Source organism: Flavobacterium sp. HNIBRBA15423, from assembly GCF_052655965.1.
The window spans coordinates 213012-231905 of record NZ_CP199751.1 but is presented as its reverse complement, the minus strand read 5'-3'; the positions used below and the strand labels follow the sequence as shown (position 1 = coordinate 231905).

The following is an 18894-nucleotide window of genomic DNA, read 5'->3' as shown; positions in this document are numbered from 1 at the left end:
TTACCAATTCGGCAAAATTGAATCTAAATTTTCTACTGGTACAAATACGTATGTTTCTTTATAAGTTTGTAAAAAATACTTATCTTCAAACTTCCCGTCCCCTTGTAAAGAATTTGGCTTTACAATTATTAATTTATCATTTTCGACATAACCATAACTATAATTAAATCTTCTTAGTGCTGAGTTAGCATTTTCTATGATGATTTTATTTGCTTTTAGTTGATAGTATCCTTGAAATAATGTGCCAATATTTTTATTCTTTTTACTTCGATTGTAGTTATCTATAATTATTTTTCTATAATCAGGTACAGAATCAGTATTGGACATCATTATCATATTAGATTGTCCAGTTTTATGAAATATATAGAGAGATTCTTTTTCCTTTTCTATATTAATCTTGTTATCTACACTAGACCAAATACTTTCCAATACATATACTCCATTTGTTTTTAATAATGACTCTTCGCTTAACTCGAAATTTTCATTATAAAAGGAATAATCACTTTTAGTATAAAATTTTTGGCTACAAGAATCAAATGCAAATACAAGGATTATATATGCAATCAAATCCCTTTTCATTAGAATTCATTTATATTTGGACTATATTGAAACTCCCAATAATTTGGACGATTAGAAGGGATAAGATGAAAGTTTATAATTCTATGAATAATATCTTGACTATACATATTACTTTTCCCCAAACTATTTAATCCATAAGTTCCTTCAGGTGTTTTTAATCTAAAAGAAGTTCTGCCTTGGTTTAAGTCAAATGAGTGAGCTTGTGGTGACCAAACTGCTCCATCTCTATTTAAATTCAAAAACGTTTGATCTACTTGAGATGCTGTAGATGGAGTATAATTTGCAACTCTATTTCTCAATCTATCCAACTTAGAATTATTTTGATTATTACTTAGAAAATCTTCTAAATTTTTATCAGCATTGTATCTGTCTAAATTATTTTCAGAATCGGTATCCGCAGTAAAGACATCGCTAGCAATTACAAATTGATAATCACTATTTTTTGCCCCAAATGTTAAATTACCACCACCTGTCCACCAACGGTCGTAACCATCACTAATTCCTATTTTTTTAAACCCTCCAAAATCATTATAAGTTTGAAAACTAAAATCACTTGCTCTTACTTGAACGAAACCAACATGTTGATTTCTACCATTATTATTTAGAATAAAATTAGTTCCTATTGTTGCCGAATACTTATATCTATCTTCTAAACCAGTACCACTATTAAGATGAAGTGGATAAATATCCATAGGATTTCCATTTCCACTTCCAGCTGTAAGTTTAGCAGTTAAAACAGTATCAACATTGAATCCAGAATTATTAGAAAGAGAACCAATTCCTCCATTATAAAAATTAACCGCAAGATTAGCTCCTGGGTTAAAATTACCAAATCGTTTACTTATTCCTACACCAGCAGTTCCACTCATGTAATTTTTAGGACCTCCAAAATGATAACTTAATCCTATGAAAAAATTAGTTTCTAACTCATCCATTATTTTCTAGAATTTAAGTGGCCAGTTTCTTGTAAATTTAGAACCATTCATTATTACTTCTTTCGCTGAAACAACGATTTCAACACTCATAGAAGTATTACTTTGCGCTAAAAAGACTTCATCATAACCAATACAATAGCCGTCATTGAATTGAAGTTCTCTCATTTTTGAAACAGCATCTCTTCTAAAAAAGGTTACCTTACCATTTTTAGTTTGATTGTTACTTATCATCCAATCAAATAACATGGTACTTTTTGTAGATTCTAAGACTACCCTAAATCTCCCACCAGTAGGATCAGCGGATGGCTTTCCGCTTTTATCGATCTCTTGACCAATAGAAAACTGAAACTCCAACACATTCATTTCCTCGCCATCAATTTCTAGTTTTGCTAAAAAAGACATATCTATAAAGTTTTGGTTATTAAAATATAAAATACAAATAAATGATAAAGAGTATGTACTAAAACAAACTCTTTATCATTATTATAATCAAAGTGAGTTATACCCACTCGTTAATATGACCTCCAGAACCTATAGAAATCTCTTTAGCAGAAATTGTAAAAGTCTCTACTAATGGATTAGTGCCAGTAGCGTCAAATTCTTCTTTGTATTTTATCAAATAACCTTCGCTGAAGTTTAATTCTTTCAATTTAGCATCAGTATCACGCTTTACGTAAGTAACTGAACCATCTTTTCTTTCGAAATTATTAGTCATCCATTCAAAAAAGAATGAATCACCAGTAGATTCTATTGTAAGATTAATTGTTCCTCCTCTTGTAACAGAAGAAGGTCTTCCACTTGCATCAATTTCTTGATATAAATCATAAGAAACTTTTAAGATATTAAGTTCCTTTCCGCCAACTTTTAATTTTGATTTAAATGACATAATGTAATATTTAAAGATTAAAAAAAATGTTTGTTATTTGTTTTTGTTATTTGTTTGGTTGTCAGTAAATCTACTCGATATAAAAGTAATACAAATTTATTAAAATTAAAAAATTATAAGATATTTTATTGTTAATTTTTGATTATGATTCAGCATATTCTGTATCCCAATCATTTCCATCATCTCCTTTTTGCCCATCCATTTTAATTAAAAAGTTTTTTGCAGGAAAATAAGGTTTCAATCTAATGTCAAGAAAAATTCTATCTTTTTGATTAGGATCCTGTTCAAATCTTTTAATGTCAAAATCTTCAATTAATTTATCTGGACCAGTAACATTATCTAAAAATTTAACTATTTGATTTAGAATTTCTTTTCTAGTTTTTGCATTGAAGTTTTCAAATGCTCTTCTGTTTAAGAAATCCATTAATACTTTAGTTACATAATCAAAAACTCTTACTACAGAATACGTTTGCAATCCTAAATTATCACCGTTAAAAAGTGTTTTTCCTGAAAAAGCCATGACTTTTCCATATTCATTTACCATAGGAATAAGACCTAAACTTTCTAAATTAGCAATTTCACTTTTCTTTAAATCAAATTTAACTCCATCAACTTCATTAATTCCTCCAAATTTCTTACCTGCCGTAATTTGTGACATTAAAGTATTATATACTTTTCCTGCCAATGCCATAGATGGTGGCACATATAAATTATCTTCTTCTTCTATTTCGTCATGCTTTCCTCTTCCTACTAACCAGTTACAAGCCATCATAACATTCGATCTATAGACATCTCCTCCTGTTAAGTTAGCAGATTCAAACATTTCCATAACATCATCTGGCTCATCTAAATGCTGAAAATCTGTAATTAACATCACTTTATTTTCAAAAGCAATTTTTGCCCATTTTTCTAAGACCTTATTTGACCCTAAATAACCAGGAATTACCAATAATGAATAATTTTGTCTTAAATCTAAACGATCATATCCATTTACCAATTCCTCATGAATAGTATCAATGAATCTAGTATTATCTAAATCTTTTAACTGGTCTAACTCTGCATTTACAATAGAAATATTTTTCAACTTACTCTCTTCTGTATTTTTATAAAAAAGAGCAATACTTCTATAATTTTCTTCTAACTCTTTAGTCTCTTCTACAGCTAACTTAAGATTATTTTTTAATGTTTTTTCAGCTGCTTCTGATTTGCTAGTACAATCATTAACTAAATCAACTAAATTATCCGCAGACTTTAAAGATTCCGCCCAAATCTTCAAAACTTTTTTTAAGTTATCACGTTCTGCTTTTTTACTTGATTCTGTTAAAAAAATATTTTTTCTCGCTTTCCTACTTGGATTTAAATTTTGAACACCTTCAATAGAACCTTCTAATAAATCAAAACCTCCAAATTGAATAAATGATTCTAAAGTTTGATCTAATGAACGGGTTACTTCTTTATGTTGTTTGTCTGCACTTGAAGCAGCACTACTACTTTCATGGTTTGCCATAACTGTTTTTGTTTATTATTTATCTGATGCTTCAATTTCAGAAATTAAAGTCTCTAAACTTTCAATAATTGATTTTTTAGCTTCTGGATCTTGTAATGCTAATTTTAAAACTTTGTTTGTCTTTAATTGTTTAATTAATTTTTGATACTGTTCCTTTTTGGTTCTCAAATCAGACAAATAAGAACTTTGCTCAACAATACCATTAATGGAAAAATCACCCACATTTTTAAACTGGAGTTCTTCCCTATTTACTTGGCCATTTTCATCTTCAAAGGCTACATTTACCTTTGGGTTGAAATGTTCAAATATTTCATCCATATTTTTTAAACCTGTTACAATTTCAGGTTTCACTGGTGTATTTGGCGTTAATTTTTGAGCTATTAAAGTTCTATTTTGTGGAATCTCAAGAATACCTTCTTGACCTTCAACTCTAACTTCATTACCTCCAATTCCATAACTGCCTGAGAATCTGTCTGCCATAATATTAATTTTAGTCTATAGATTTTTAAAAAAATGTTTTATACTTGAAGTTAACATAAATGGTTTCAATACATTTATCTTTCTCTTTATAGATTTTAACTTCTCTTACTTTAATACCTTTATTCTTTATCGATTTATAAAATTGATCCAATGTCATATATCTACTATCAGAATTAACTCTAACTTTAGGAGCATTATCTAAACAAAACTGATTTTTAAAATTAATCAAAGAAATCTTATTATCTGAAACAGAATATAATAATTTCTCTAATTCAGTCTCGTTTATCGTTTTAATAACAATAGGAGTTGTTTCTGGTACAGAAAATACTTTTGGAATAGTATCGACAGAAATGACCTTATTTCTGTCAGGTTTTCTATTATTTGTTTTAATAGCTTTTGCAACAACAACAATATCCCTTAAAACTCTATTCTTTTTATCGCCATTCACAACTAAAGAAACAGTCTTTACGCCTAAAGTAGAAAACTTGTATTTTGGATTCTTTTCTCTACTATCTATTTTACTAGATTCTCCAAATTTCCATTCCCAAATTTCCGCTCCTTCTGTTTTATCTGTAAACTGAACAACATCTCCTTGAGTTACTCTTACAGGAGAATCAAAATCAACTAAAAGCTGCTCTTTTACCTCAACAACAGGCTTAGGCATTACTTTTATAGTTTTTTCCACTTCACAGGTCTTATTTACTAATAATTTTATTTTATAAGATCCTGGCTTAGAAAATGAATGTACTACTTTTGACTTGTAAGAAATATCAGTACCGTCTCCAAAATACCATCTCCAAGAATATGACTTTTCAGAATCTTCAGTAAAAGTTATTAAATCATCAACCATGTAAAAAGTTGTGTCGGTTTTAAAATCAAAAACCGAACAATCCATCTCATTAGACTTTTTAAAAGCTAATAAACCACAGGAAAGAATAAAGACCAACATGAAAGTTATAATAACTTTATTATCAAAATGTGTTTTTATTTGATTGTTTGCATTCATTTTTTTTGTAGACCACTTAAAAGATTTGTAACTATTCTCCAAATATATAAAAAAAAAATTCAGAGCATAAACAATAAACTCTAGTATTTTCCATATTACACAGAAAAAAGTAAAAAAATAAAAAATTTATTATGCATGCATAGTATTTTTAAACATTTTTTTGTAATTTCGTAACATTAAAACTCAAAAATTAAACAATGAAAATATTAGTTTGCATCAGTCATGTTCCTGATACTACATCAAAAATCAATTTTACAAATAATGATACTGAATTTGACACAAATGGTGTTCAGTTTGTTATTAACCCAAATGATGAATTCGGTTTAACTAGAGCTATATGGTTCAAAGAGAAACAAGGCGCAACAGTAACTGTGGTAAATGTAGGCGGAACTGATGCGGAAGCCACTTTAAGAAAAGCATTAGCAATCGGTGCAGATGAAGCAATTAGAATTAATGCAAACCCAAAAGACGGTATGTTTGTAGCTAAACAACTTGCTGAGGTTGTAAAACAAGGTGGTTATGATTTAGTGATTGCTGGTAAAGAATCATTAGACTATAATGGTGGAATGGTACCAGGAATGATCGCTGGTCTTTTAGGTTACAACTTCATTAATTCATGTACTGGTCTTGAAATAGACGGAACTACAGTAAAAGCTATTAGAGAAATAGATGGTGGAAAAGAAACTCTTTCAACTTCTTTACCATTAATTATTGGTGGCCAAAAAGGATTAGTCGAAGAAAAAGATTTACGTATTCCAAATATGAGAGGAATTATGATGGCTCGCTCTAAAGCCTTAACAGTTAACGAACCAACTGGAGACAATAATGCAACTCAAGCAGTTAAATTTGAAAAACCAGCTCCTAAGTCAGCTGTTAAATTAATAAGCTCTGATAATTTAGATGAATTAGTGAACTTACTTCACAACGAAGCAAAAGTAATCTAACAAACTACTGTTTAATTTTAAAAATACAAAATCATGTCTATCTTAATATATGCTGAATCAGCAGAAGGAAAATTTAAAAAAGTAGCTCTTGAACTTGCTTCATATGCAAAAAAAGTAGCTGACACTATGGGAACAACAGTTACAGCTTTAACTGTAAACAATACTAATGTTTCCGAACTAGCCAAATATGGTGTATCAAAAGTATTAAAAATAAACAACGATAAATTATCACCTTTTAACGCAAAAGCTTATGCAGATGCAATTAAACAGGCAGCCGAAAAAGAAAGCACTAAATTAGTTGTTTTATCATCTACTACTGATAGTTTATATTTAGCACCATTAGTTTCTGTAGGACTTAATGCAGGTTATGCTTCAAATGTAGTAGCTCTACCTGTTAGCACAAGTCCATTTCAAGTAAAAAGAACAGCTTTTTCAAACAAAGCTTTCAATATTACTGAAATAAATACAGATGTAAAAGTAATAGGAATTGCAAAAAATTCATTTGGTTTATTTGAATCAGAAACAGCACTAACAGAAGAAGATTTCGCACCAACATTAAACGATGCCGATTTTGGAATAAAAGTAGAAAACATTGAAAAAGTAACTGGAAAAGTAACTATTGCAGATGCTGAGATTGTTGTTTCTGCAGGTCGTGGATTAAAAGGACCCGAAAACTGGGGAATGATAGAAGAATTGGCATCTGTATTAGGAGCTGCAACTGCATGTTCAAAACCAGTTTCAGATATTGGATGGAGACCTCATAGTGAACACGTAGGGCAAACAGGGAAACCAGTTGCTGCAAACCTATATATTGCTGTTGGTATTTCAGGAGCAATTCAACATATTGCAGGAATTAATTCTTCAAAAGTAAAAGTAGTTATCAATACTGACGCAGATGCACCTTTCTTTAAAGTAGCAGATTATGGAGTTATTGGAGATGCTTTCGAAGTAGTACCTCAATTAATCGAAAAATTGAAAGCATTTAAAGCAAACAATGCCTAATTTTTAGTTGTTCAAAAATATATTATATTAAAATTAGAGTTATCTTTGTTTAGATAGCTCTTTTTTTTATTTTTGGAGCAAATGTGTTGACGTATATTTGTCAACCATTTTTCTGCTGTACGCTTTATTTTTTGTTTAGTTCAAACAAAACAAAAAAACATCGCTTTCATCAGGACTAGTTTGAATAGTAGTTTATTTTTAATAATCTTTAAGTATTGAACAAATTAAATCAATGCTTATTACGAATTACATAATGAGTTTAGTAAAATTAACAATAAAGGGCATTTCCTATAGCCAAACACAAAATGGAGCCTATGCTCTTATCTTAAATGAAGTTGACGGAGAACGAAAATTACCTATAGTTATTGGAGCTTTTGAAGCCCAATCCATTGCAATAGCTTTAGAGAAAGAGATAAAACCTCCTCGCCCTTTAACTCATGATTTATTCAAAAATTTTGCTGATCGATTTGATATCATTGTAAAACAAGTTATCATTCATAAGTTAGTAGATGGTGTTTTCTTTTCTAGTATTATTTGTGAAAGAGATAAAATAGAAGAAATTATAGACGCTAGAACTTCAGATGCAATTGCTCTTGCACTACGATTTAGCGCTCCTATTTTTACTTATAAAAATATTCTTGACAAAGCTGGTATTTATTTAAAAATTAATCCTTCAAAAGAGGATGAAAATAACGATGAATCAGACGATGTCCTTTCTTCACCAGAAACATTTGGCAGTAATGAGCCAACAGAAACACAAAAAGAAGATTATACAGCTTACACACTACAAGAACTGTATGACAAATTAGAAGAAGCAGTTCAAAACGAAGACTACGAAAAGGCAGCAAAAATAAGAGATGAAATCTCTAAAAAAGAATCTTAAACAAAACTCCAGAATGATAAAAAATATATTTTTATACCTTACATTTATATTTACTTTCCTAAATATAAATGCCCAAGAAATTGAAAAAAAGTGGCAATTAGAAACGTCAAATAATGATTTTCTTGAATTAAAAGAAGGAACTTACAATTTAAAATTATCTAAAGATAGCCTTTACCAAAAAGGAGATTATTTAGTACAAGACAAATTCTTATTCTTATTTGAAAATGGTTCAGATTCACCTACCAAACGTTTTGTAATTGAAACAAAAACCGACTCCACACTTACGCTTAAAAAAGGAGATAAAGCATATTCGTTTTTTTCATCAAATAAAATAAAAAAGCCAGCAACAAATGCTTCATTAATAAAAAGTTCAGGACTATCTGCAATAGGTGTTGGAAGAGGAATACTAGGAATGATTTCTTTATTAGCAATAGCCTTTTTATTTAGTGCTAACAAAAAGGCAATCAATTGGAAAACTGTTATAATAGGATTAGTAGCTCAGTTAGTCTTAGCAATTGGAGTTTTAAAAGTTTCATTTGTAAAATCTGCTTTTGAATTTGTTGGAAACTTATTCGTACTAGTTTTAGATTTCACAAGAGCTGGTAGTGAATTTCTACTTGGTGGCATGATGAATGTAGAAAGTTTTGGTTTTATTTTCTTATTTCAAGTATTACCAACAATTATCTTTTTCTCAGCACTAACTTCATTATTATTTTATTTAGGAATAATCCAAATTGTAGTAAAAGGTTTAGCCAAAGTATTAACCAAATTACTAAATATTTCAGGAGCAGAAAGTTTATCTGTAGCTGGTAATATTTTCTTAGGACAAACAGAAGCTCCCTTAATGATTAAAGCTTACCTAGAAAAAATGAACAAGTCAGAAATTCTGCTAGTTATGGTTGGTGGAATGGCTACAGTTGCTGGAGGAGTTCTTGCCGCCTACATAGGTTTCTTAGGAGGAAATGATCCTGTTTTAAGATTAGAATTTGCTAAACATCTTCTAGCTGCTTCTGTTATGGCTGCACCAGGAGCAATTGTTATTTCTAAGATTTTATATCCTCAAACGGAAAGTATTGACACTAATGTTGAAGTATCAAAAGAAAAAATAGGCTCAAATATCCTAGATGCAATTTCTACTGGAACCACAGAAGGCTTAAAATTAGCTGCAAATGTAGCAGCTATGCTTTTAGTTTTTATTGCGTTTATTGCAATGATTAATTATACATTAGGTTGGATTGGAGATTGGTCAGGACTAAACAATGTAATTGCCAGCAACACTCCTTATTCAAAATTCTCATTAGAAACCATTTTAGGATTAATATTTTCACCTTTAATGTGGCTAATTGGTGTTGCTAAAGAGGACATGATGCTTATGGGGCAATTATTAGGAATAAAATTAGCAGCTTCAGAATTTGTAGGTTATATTCAATTAGCTGAATTAAAAAACATAGCTAATGATATCCATTTTACTTATGAAAAATCAGTAATTATGGCAACTTATATGTTATGTGGATTTGCAAATTTTGCTTCAATTGGTATTCAAATTGGAGGAATTGGCTCATTAGCACCAAATCAAAGAAAAACATTATCCGAATTTGGTTTAAAGGCTGTAATTGGTGGAAGTATCGCTTCATTATTATCAGCTACAATAGCAGGAATGATTATAGGATAATGGATTTTATTTCTAACTTTAAATTTCTACTTTAAAATGCAACAATATCACGACTTAGTAAAACATGTATTAGCAAACGGAAACCAAAAAGGTGATCGCACAGGAACAGGAACTATAAGTGTATTTGGTTATCAAATGCGTTTTGATTTAAGTAAAGGTTTTCCAATGGTTACCACTAAAAAATTGCATCTAAAGTCCATAATTTATGAACTACTTTGGTTTTTAAAAGGAGATACAAATATTAGTTATTTACAAGAAAACGGAGTTAAGATTTGGGATGAATGGGCAGATGAAAATGGAGATTTAGGTCCCGTTTATGGACACCAATGGAGAAACTGGAACAGTGAAGAAATTGACCAAATTACCGAATTAATTGAAACCTTAAAAACCAATCCAAATAGTCGTAGAATGTTAGTTTCTGCATGGAACCCAAGTGTTTTACCCGACACTTCAATTTCATTTTCTGAAAATGTTGCCAACGGAAAAGCTGCACTTCCTCCTTGTCATGCTTTCTTTCAATTTTATGTAGCTGACGGAAAATTAAGTTGCCAATTATATCAACGTAGTGCTGACATTTTCCTTGGAGTTCCTTTTAACATAGCCTCGTATGCTTTGTTTACCATGATGGTAGCACAAGTGTGCAATTTACAAGTAGGTGATTTCATTCATACTTTTGGTGATGCACACATTTACAACAATCATATTGAACAATTAGAATTACAATTATCTCGTGATTGCAAACCTTTACCAACGATGAAATTAAATCCAGATATTAAAAACATTTTTGAGTTCAATTTTGAAGATTTTACGTTAGAAGGTTATGACCCTCATCCACATATTAAAGGAGCAGTTGCTGTTTAAAATTAGTTTTATGAAGAAAATTGTTTTATTATTTTTATTATTTTCTGCTCTTGCACAAGCACAAACTGAAATCCAAACAATTGACACCAATTCAAATGATGATGAATTAAAAATTACAGTAATTGAAAATATCCCTTTATTCAAAGAATGTGAAACGGTAGAAGAGAAAAAACGAATGGAATGCTTTAATGAAATGATGCAAAACCATATTAAAAGCAATTTCACATACCCTATTTTAGCTGCAAAATTTGGAGTTCAAGGAACTGTAAATATTACATTCATCATTGATAAAGAAGGTAAAATAACAAATATTGTAACCAAAGGACATCAATTATTAACTGATGAAGCTGAAAGAATTATCGGCTTATTACCTCAACTAAAACCAGGCACACAAAGAGGAAAAACAGTAAAAGTCATGTATGGTTTACCCATAACCTTTAAACTAAAGTAAAAGACCATAAACCATCGTTATTATTTTCTTAAAAAAACAATATCGTTTTTTCATTACTTGTAATTGTGCTATTTTAGCTAAAACAACACTAATCAAATGAAAAAAACTACACTTTTTTTATTAATCTTACTATCATTTAATTCTGCTTATTCACAATTTTGGAAAAAGAAACAGCCAAAAAAAACTGAAACAGTTACATCATTAGAAAAGAAAAAAGAAGCAAAAATAAAAGATTACCAAAGTGTCATTACAAAAGAAGCCAAAACTACTTCTGGTTTATTCAAAGTACACAAAGTAAACGATAAATACTTTTTCGAAATTCCAAACAACTTACTGAATAAAGACATGCTTTTAGTGAGTAAGTTTGCAAAAGTTCCAGAAGGATTAGGAGGTGGCTATGTAAATGCAGGAACGGAAATGAACAGTCAAATGATTATTTGGGATCGATTTGAAGATAAACTTTTAATTAAAGTAAAATCAGCAAATAGTATTGCTAATGATAGTTTACCTATTAATATATCGGTTAAAGCTAACAATAATGATCTTACTTTATATGCATTTGATATAAATGCTTTTTCAAAAGATTCTACAGCAATTGTTATTGATGTTACCAAATTCTTTTCAACTGATGTAAAAGCAATTAGTGGGCTTTCTCCTAGCATAAGAGAGGCTTACAAAGTTAAAAACCTTGATGAAAGTAGAAGTTTTATCAATTATATAAAAACCTTTCCTTTAAATATTGAAGTTTTACAAGATTTCACCTATAATGCTTCAAAACCATCGGTTTTAGAAAACACAGAAACTATAAGTGTTCAAATGAGTCAATCACTTATTTTACTTCCAGAAAACCCAATGAAACCTCGATTATTTGATTCACGAGTGGGTTGGTTTACTTTAAACAAATATGATTATAGTAGTAGTGAATTAAAATCAGATAAAAAAACGTTCATAAGAAGATGGAGATTAGAACCAAAAGACCCAGAAGCTTATGCAAGAGGAGAATTAGTAGAACCTATAAAACCAATTATTTATTATTTAGATCCTGCTACACCTGAAAAATTAAGACCTTACATTAAAAAAGGGGTTGAAGAATGGCAAAAAGCATTTGAAATAGCTGGCTTTAAAAATGCTATTATTGCCAAAGATCCACCTACCAAAGAAGAAAATCCAGATTTTAGTCCTGAAGACATTCGGTATTCAGTAATTCGTTATGTGGCAAGTACCACAAGAAATGCTATTGGTCCTAGTATTTCAGATCCAAGAACAGGAGAAATCATTGAAAGCGACATTATTTGGTATCACAATCACCTTCGTTCTTATAGGAATAGATATTTATTAGAAACTGGTGCAGCAAACCCATCTGCAAGGACATTACATACAAGTGATAAGGAAATGGGAGAAATGATGCAAATGGTAATTGCTCATGAAGTTGGTCATGCATTAGGGTTTCCTCATAATATGAGTGCAAGTTGTGCCTACAATATAGAAGATTATAGAAAACCAGGATTTACAAAATTAAATGGTATTTCCGCAAGTATTATGGACTATGCAAGGTTTAATTACATCGCTCAGCCTGGTGACACTGACATTCGTTTTATAAGACAAATGGGACCTTATGACTCATATGCTATAAATTGGGGTTATAGAATTATTCCAAACACAAATACTCCCGAAGAAGAAATCCCTACATTAGACCAATGGATATTAGAAAAAGTTGGTGATCCAAAATACGAATTTGGAAAACAATCTAGTAATTTTAATCCTTATTCACAAACAGAAGACATAGGTAATGATGCCGTTAAAGCTAGTAATTATGGTATTAAAAATTTAAAAATTGTTGCCAAAAATCTTCCCCATTGGACAAGTAATGAAACTAATAATTACGAAGACTTGGAAGAACTATATGGCGAACTTCTAAGTGTTTGGAGTAGATATGTTGGACATGTAGTAACGTATGTAGGTGGTGTAAATGAAATAGAGAAAAAACCAAATCAAGAAGGAGATGTTTATGAAGTAATTTCTAAAAGCAAACAAAAAGAAGCTACAGAATGGTTAATTGAAAATGCTTTTTCAGAACAAAAATGGCTAGTAGACATTACCATATTGAACAAATTTACACCAGATGGATATTCACAAAAATTATTAAATTATCAAAAAAGACATCTAGATAATTTAATCGGTATAGAGCGAATGGGAAGGTTGCTTGACGCAGAATTTATTGATTCAAACAACTACACAGTACTTGAATTATTAACTGATGTTAGAAATGGTATTTGGAAAATAAATCCAATAAAAGGCATTTCAATTTCTGAAAGAAATATTCAAAAAGCACATTTAGACAGATTAATTTCAATTTACAATAACAACAAAACAAATTATAGTTTTGATGTTTCCTTATCAGATATAAAATCAGTAGTATATGGTGAATTAATTCAACTTAAAACAAATTTATCTAACATCCAAAAAAGTATTACACATAAAGAAACTAAATATCATGTTTTAGAATGTATTTACAACATTGAAAAAACTATTGAGAACAATTAAAATACTTTGCTGTAAATCAATTTCTTAAATAGAATAAGACAAATTATTAAAAAATTAAAATTCAAAACTAATTAAAATTCAAAATAGTTTTGGCTCACTTTTTGTGTAATTGAATACTTAAGATTGTATTAGCACTTACTATAATGACTTATTATAATGATTTACAGTAATTTAATTTCAATGTAATAATGAAATTTAACTTATTTTTACTAAAATTATAAAATAGATTTATTACTTTTGCAATCGTTTTTTTAAATTATATCAAATTATTAAAAAAATCTTATGAAGAAAATTTTACTATTATTACTGGTTGTTACCCTAAACGGATTTAGTCAAGTTATTGATTTTTCAGAATATGACAATTTCTTAAAAAAGCATGCATCAAGCAAAGGAGTTGTGGATTATGACAAAGTATTGAAAGACATTAAAGAACTAAACAATATTGCGCATAATTTCTCTAAAATTTCACCAAATAAAAGTTGGACAGTTGCAGAAATTAAGACATACTGGATAAACGTTTACAATGCAAACATTATAAAATTACTTGTTGAAAACTACCCTATAAAAAGCATCAATTATATTAGAGATCCTTTCAAAATGCAATTTATAGATTTTGACGGAGAAAAAATTTCTTTAGACCATATTGAGCACGAAATTTTACGCCCCATGAATGATCCAAGAGTTCATTTTGCTTTATATTCTACTGCTATTTCTTCACCAGAATTAAGAAATACTGCTTATTCTGCAAATAGTATCGATTATGACTTAGATGTTGCTACTAGCAACTTTATAAACGATACAACTAAAAACACTATTGGAGTAGCAACTTGCCAATTGTCAAAAATTTTCGAATGGTATTTTGCAGATTTTATTGGACCTGTAAACATGGTAGGCTTCATTAATAAATATTCTGCAATAAAAATTAATGACAACACAAAATTAGAATTTAAAGAATACGATTGGAATTTACACAAATAAATAGAAAATAGTAACTACCTTAATGCCTGTTTGAAAACTAATCAAACAGGCATTTTTGGTTTAATTACAAATCTGAAAAAATAATTTCATGGAACAAATAATAAAGAATCAAAGGATATTTTTCAATAACAACAATACTAAACCTTTGTCTTTTAGAATTTCAGCATTAAAAAAACTCAAACAATTATTACAGGAAAATGAAGGAACATTAGACAATGCCATATATAAAGATTTCAAAAAATCATCTTTTGACAATTACACAAACGAATTAAGCTTACTTTATAAAGACATTGATGAAGCCACAAATAATTTAAAAAAATGGGCAGCAATAAAAAAAGCACCTACAAATTTGATTAATTTTCCTAGTAAAAGCTATATTATTCCAGAGCCACTAGGTGTAACTTTAATAATAGGTGCTTGGAATTATCCATACCAATTATCATTTGCTCCAGCAATAGCGTCAATAGCAGCAGGAAACACTGTAGTTTTAAAACCAAGTGAATTACCCATAAATACTAGCAACGCTATTGCAAATCTTGTCAATGAAAATTTTGATTCTAGTTTTTTTAAAGTTATTGAAGGAGGAATCCCTGAAACTACAGCTCTTTTAAATCAAAAATTCGATAAAATATTTTTTACTGGTAGTGTGCCTGTAGGTAAAATTGTATATCAAGCTGCAGCAAAAAATCTTACACCCGTAACTTTAGAATTAGGAGGAAAAAGTCCAACTATTATTACGGCAAATTGTAATCTAAAAATAACTGTAAAAAGACTTATTTGGGCAAAATACCTGAATGCTGGGCAAACCTGTATTGCTCCAGATTATGTTTATATTCACGAAACTATTAAAGAAGATTTTTTAAATGAATGCAAAAAAGAAATAGAATCTTCAAAATATAGCTTTGAAAACGAAAATTATGTTCAAATAATTGATGACAAAAACTACAATAGGCTAGTAAATTTAATTGATAAAGAAAAAATATTTCTAGGAGGAAAACACGACAGTCATACTCGATATATTGAACCTACAATCTTAGAAAATGTAAAAGATGATGATGAAATTATGAAAGATGAAATTTTTGGCCCAATTTTGCCTATTATATCATATACAGATTTATCTGTAATAATAACAAAAATCAAAGAAAGGCCAAAACCTTTATCTTGTTACGTTTTCACAAATGATGCCAAAACAAAAAAAAGAATCTTAAATGAAATTTCATTTGGAAGTGGAGGAATTAATGAGGCTATAATGCAAATTAGCAATAGCCATTTACCATTTGGAGGCGTTGGAGAAAGCGGAATAGGTTCTTATCATGGAGAAAGTGGTTTTAAAACCTTTTCCCATTATAAAAGCATTTTGGAAAAACCAAATTGGCTCGAATTAAGCCTAAAATATTTTCCACACACATTAAGAAAACTTAAATTAATAAAGTTTATAATGAAATTATAATTTCAAAATTCTAAAAAACAAAATGATTACAATAATTGCAGCTGCATCAGAAAACAATGCACTTGGTAAAGACAATGATTTAGTTTGGCACTTGCCTGATGATTTTAAACGATTTAAATCGCTAACCACTAGTCATTATATAATAATGGGAAGAAAAACCTTTGAAAGCTTTCCAAAACCATTACCAAACAGAACTCATATTATCATCACAAGGCAAAAAAACTACACAGTTCCAGAAAATTGTATTGTAGTAAGTAACTTAAGCGAAGCCATATCAATTTGCCCTAAAAATGAAGAAAATTTCATTATTGGTGGAGGCCAAATTTACAAACAATCTATTGAAATTGCCGATAAAATAGAACTCACAAGAGTTCATGCTTCAATTGAAGCAGATACTTTTTTTCCTGAAATCAATGCAAATGATTGGGAATTGATTGAAAAACAACATCATCCAAAAGACGAAAAACACATTTACGATTTCACATATCTCACTTACATTAGAAAATGAAAATTAAATTTGTATTTTTGCCTTCAATATAATTAAGACAATGTCAAAAAACATAACTCCATATAAAGATTCTGAACTAGGTAAAAAAGAACAGGTTGCCCAAATGTTTGATGCAATTGCCGGAAACTATGATGGTTTAAATCGTGTAATTTCTTTCGGAATTGATGTTTCATGGAGAAAAAAAGTATTACAACTTGTTGCTGACAAAAACCCAAACACCATATTAGATATTGCAACTGGAACTGGTGATTTAGCTATATTAATGACCAACACTTCTTCTGAAGAAATTATTGGTTTAGATATTTCTGCTGGAATGCTTGAGATAGGGAAACAGAAAATTAAGGAGAAAAAACTAGACACTAAAATCCAAATGGTATTAGGTGATAGCGAAAACATTCCTTATCCGGATAACTATTTTGATGCTATAACGGTTGCCTTTGGAGTTAGAAACTTCGAAAATCTAGAAAAAGGATTAACTGAAATACTAAGAGTTTTAAAACCAAATGGTATTTTTGTTATACTAGAAACCTCTGTCCCTACTAAATTTCCTTACAAACAAGGATATGCTTTTCATACTCGATTTATTTTACCAATAATTGGAAAATTATTTTCAAAAGACAAAGTAGCTTATAAATATTTATCAGATTCTGCTAATATTTTCCCTTTTGGAGAAGCTTTAAACAATATTTTGAGAAAAATTGGGTTTATAGATGTAAAGCATTTACCTCAAACATTTGGTGTTGCCACAATTTATCATGCATCTAAGAAATAGTATGAAAAGAATTTTTATTTTATTGCTACTAACCACCACTATGAGTTTTGCACAAGGTGGTTTATTCGGAAAAGACCCAATTATAAATCTCGAGAACTTTGACAAACAAAAAGTTCACTGGGGTTATTTTTTAGGCTTTAATAGTCTCGATTTTAAATTTGACTACTTAGCTCCTACTGAAGATGTAGTTTCTCAGAGTACTATTGGATTTAATGTAGGATTAGTAGGAAATTTAAGAATAATAGACCATGTCGATTTACGTTTCGAACCAGGTTTGTACATTACACAAAGAAATTTAACCTTTCCAGGCATTGATAATCCTGTCGATGCTTTAAGAGAAGTAAAATCAACTTATATCTATTTCCCTTTGCTATTAAAATTTTCAGCTAAACGAGCAGGAAATATAAGACCTTATTTACTAGGAGGACTTTCAACAGCATTAAATCTAGGAAGCAATTCACAAGCACCAGATGACAATTTCAACGATCGTTTTAGAATGAAAAAATGGTCAAACTTTTACGAAGTTGGTTTTGGTATTGATTTGTATCTAGAATACTTCAAATTTTCACCATCCATTCGAGGTGTTTTCAGTATGAATGATGAATTAATTAGAGATAATACTCCAGATAGTCCTTGGACAGGAAATGTACAGTCGATGAAAACCAGAGGAATCTTTATTAATTTCACTTTTCATTAATTTTTATCGTCTAAATTCACTTAGTATTATTGCTGTAGCTGTCGCCACATTTAAGCTCTCTGTTTGTTGCAATTTTCCAAATCTTGGTATAGTTATTCTTTGATTAATTATTTTTTCAATAGGATTAGAAATTCCATTGGCCTCATTACCCATCACAATAATTCCTTCTTTCAAAAGAGATTCTTTATAAATGTTTTTTCCATCCATAAAAGTTCCATAAATAGGCAATTTAGTTTCTAAAAGTTTAGCCTCTAAATCAGTATAAACTACATTTACCCTACTTAACGAACCCATTGTTGCTTGTACAACTTTAGGATTATATATATCAACCGTTTCTTCAGAGCACAATAAAGTTTCAATACCAAACCAATCACAAAGTCTTATTATTGTTCCTAAATTTCCTGGATCTCTAATAGTATCAAGAGCTAAAACCAAACCACTTAAAGTTACATTTTTCTCAATTGGAATTTTAAAAAGTGCCAAACAATTATTAGGTGTTGTTAAAGCGCTAATTTTTCTTAGTTCGTTCTCCGAAATGGTATGGATTTTGCTTTCATCAACTGACAGAAATAAATCATCCGTTACAAATAAACTTTGCAATTCATAATTAGCATCTAGGAACTCTTGTATTACTTTTTTACCTTCGGCAAAAAATAATTGATGTTGCTTCCTATATTTTTTTTGTTGCAAACTCGTTATAAGTTTAATTTGGTTTTTACTAACCATAAAAATTGTATTT

Annotated in this window: 20 protein-coding genes; 12 read left to right on the top strand and 8 right to left on the bottom strand. The window is 29.6% G+C overall.

Annotation, left to right across the window (positions count from 1 at the left end; all coding sequences use genetic code 11):
• The 7 genes from ACULEV_RS00985 to ACULEV_RS00955 form a co-directional block, all read right to left on the bottom strand.
• Positions 1-579, bottom strand: a complete 579-nt coding sequence (locus ACULEV_RS00985) for a hypothetical protein (RefSeq protein ID WP_445456827.1) — start codon at positions 577-579, stop codon at positions 1-3.
• Positions 579-1514, bottom strand: a complete 936-nt coding sequence (locus ACULEV_RS00980) for a polymorphic toxin type 23 domain-containing protein (protein WP_445456826.1) — start codon at positions 1512-1514, stop codon at positions 579-581. Before ACULEV_RS00980 ends, ACULEV_RS00985 begins: the two co-directional genes overlap by 1 nt.
• Positions 1515-1520: 6 nt before the next feature.
• A complete protein-coding gene (gene tssD / locus ACULEV_RS00975; protein WP_445456825.1) occupies positions 1521-1916 on the bottom strand; it encodes a type VI secretion system tube protein TssD in 396 nt (131 codons plus the stop codon).
• A 97-nt stretch (positions 1917-2013) separates the two neighbouring features.
• Positions 2014-2400 (bottom strand): type VI secretion system tube protein TssD, encoded by a 387-nt coding sequence (tssD, locus tag ACULEV_RS00970; protein WP_445456824.1) that lies wholly within the window; start codon positions 2398-2400, stop codon positions 2014-2016.
• A gap of 142 nt (positions 2401-2542) precedes the next feature.
• Positions 2543-3907, bottom strand: a complete 1365-nt coding sequence (locus ACULEV_RS00965) for a DUF5458 family protein (protein ID WP_445456823.1) — start codon at positions 3905-3907, stop codon at positions 2543-2545.
• Positions 3908-3922: 15 nt separating this feature from the next.
• Positions 3923-4387: a type VI secretion system contractile sheath small subunit gene (locus tag ACULEV_RS00960; protein ID WP_445456822.1), complete on the bottom strand. Its 465-nt coding sequence runs from the start codon at positions 4385-4387 to the stop codon at positions 3923-3925.
• A gap of 25 nt (positions 4388-4412) precedes the next feature.
• A complete protein-coding gene (locus ACULEV_RS00955) occupies positions 4413-5393 on the bottom strand; it encodes a PKD domain-containing protein (protein WP_445456821.1) in 981 nt (326 codons plus the stop codon).
• A gap of 197 nt (positions 5394-5590) precedes the next feature.
• Between ACULEV_RS00955 and ACULEV_RS00950 the strand changes: the two genes are divergently transcribed.
• From ACULEV_RS00950 to porT, 12 genes are all read left to right on the top strand, one after another.
• Complete coding sequence (locus tag ACULEV_RS00950; protein WP_445456820.1) at positions 5591-6337, top strand: electron transfer flavoprotein subunit beta/FixA family protein; 747 nt, start codon at positions 5591-5593, stop codon at positions 6335-6337.
• A gap of 33 nt (positions 6338-6370) precedes the next feature.
• Positions 6371-7339, top strand: a complete 969-nt coding sequence (locus tag ACULEV_RS00945; RefSeq protein ID WP_445456819.1) for an electron transfer flavoprotein subunit alpha/FixB family protein — start codon at positions 6371-6373, stop codon at positions 7337-7339.
• Between the two features lie 253 nt (positions 7340-7592).
• Positions 7593-8222 (top strand): bifunctional nuclease domain-containing protein, encoded by a 630-nt coding sequence (locus ACULEV_RS00940; protein WP_445456818.1) that lies wholly within the window; start codon positions 7593-7595, stop codon positions 8220-8222.
• 13 nt (positions 8223-8235) lie between these two features.
• Positions 8236-9894 (top strand): NupC/NupG family nucleoside CNT transporter, encoded by a 1659-nt coding sequence (locus ACULEV_RS00935; protein WP_445456817.1) that lies wholly within the window; start codon positions 8236-8238, stop codon positions 9892-9894.
• Positions 9895-9930: 36 nt separating this feature from the next.
• Positions 9931-10755, top strand: a complete 825-nt coding sequence (locus ACULEV_RS00930; protein ID WP_445456816.1) for a thymidylate synthase — start codon at positions 9931-9933, stop codon at positions 10753-10755.
• Positions 10756-10765: 10 nt separating this feature from the next.
• Positions 10766-11206 carry an energy transducer TonB gene (locus tag ACULEV_RS00925; protein WP_445456815.1) on the top strand — a complete coding sequence of 147 codons (441 nt, stop codon included), beginning with the start codon at positions 10766-10768 and terminating at the stop codon, positions 11204-11206.
• A 96-nt stretch (positions 11207-11302) separates the two neighbouring features.
• Positions 11303-13750, top strand: coding sequence for a zinc-dependent metalloprotease (locus tag ACULEV_RS00920; RefSeq protein WP_445456814.1), 2448 nt, complete (start codon positions 11303-11305; stop codon positions 13748-13750).
• Positions 13751-14032: 282 nt separating this feature from the next.
• Entirely contained in the window at positions 14033-14728 is a 696-nt protein-coding gene (locus ACULEV_RS00915; protein ID WP_445456813.1) for a DUF547 domain-containing protein, read from the top strand.
• Between the two features lie 88 nt (positions 14729-14816).
• Complete coding sequence (locus ACULEV_RS00910) at positions 14817-16178, top strand: aldehyde dehydrogenase (protein ID WP_445456812.1); 1362 nt, start codon at positions 14817-14819, stop codon at positions 16176-16178.
• 22 nt (positions 16179-16200) lie between these two features.
• The gene (locus ACULEV_RS00905) at positions 16201-16686 is read left to right on the top strand and encodes a dihydrofolate reductase (protein ID WP_445456811.1); all 486 of its coding nucleotides are present in this window, start codon (positions 16201-16203) and stop codon (positions 16684-16686) included.
• Positions 16687-16726: 40 nt separating this feature from the next.
• Positions 16727-17458 carry a bifunctional demethylmenaquinone methyltransferase/2-methoxy-6-polyprenyl-1,4-benzoquinol methylase UbiE gene (gene ubiE / locus ACULEV_RS00900; RefSeq protein WP_445456810.1) on the top strand — a complete coding sequence of 244 codons (732 nt, stop codon included), beginning with the start codon at positions 16727-16729 and terminating at the stop codon, positions 17456-17458.
• A gap of 1 nt (position 17459) precedes the next feature.
• Positions 17460-18155, top strand: a complete 696-nt coding sequence (porT, locus tag ACULEV_RS00895; RefSeq protein WP_445456809.1) for a type IX secretion/gliding motility protein PorT/SprT — start codon at positions 17460-17462, stop codon at positions 18153-18155.
• Between the two features lie 3 nt (positions 18156-18158).
• Here porT and ACULEV_RS00890 read toward each other — a convergent pair whose 3' ends face one another.
• Entirely contained in the window at positions 18159-18881 is a 723-nt protein-coding gene (locus tag ACULEV_RS00890) for a TrmH family RNA methyltransferase (protein WP_445456808.1), read from the bottom strand.
• Positions 18882-18894: the final 13 nt, after the last annotated feature.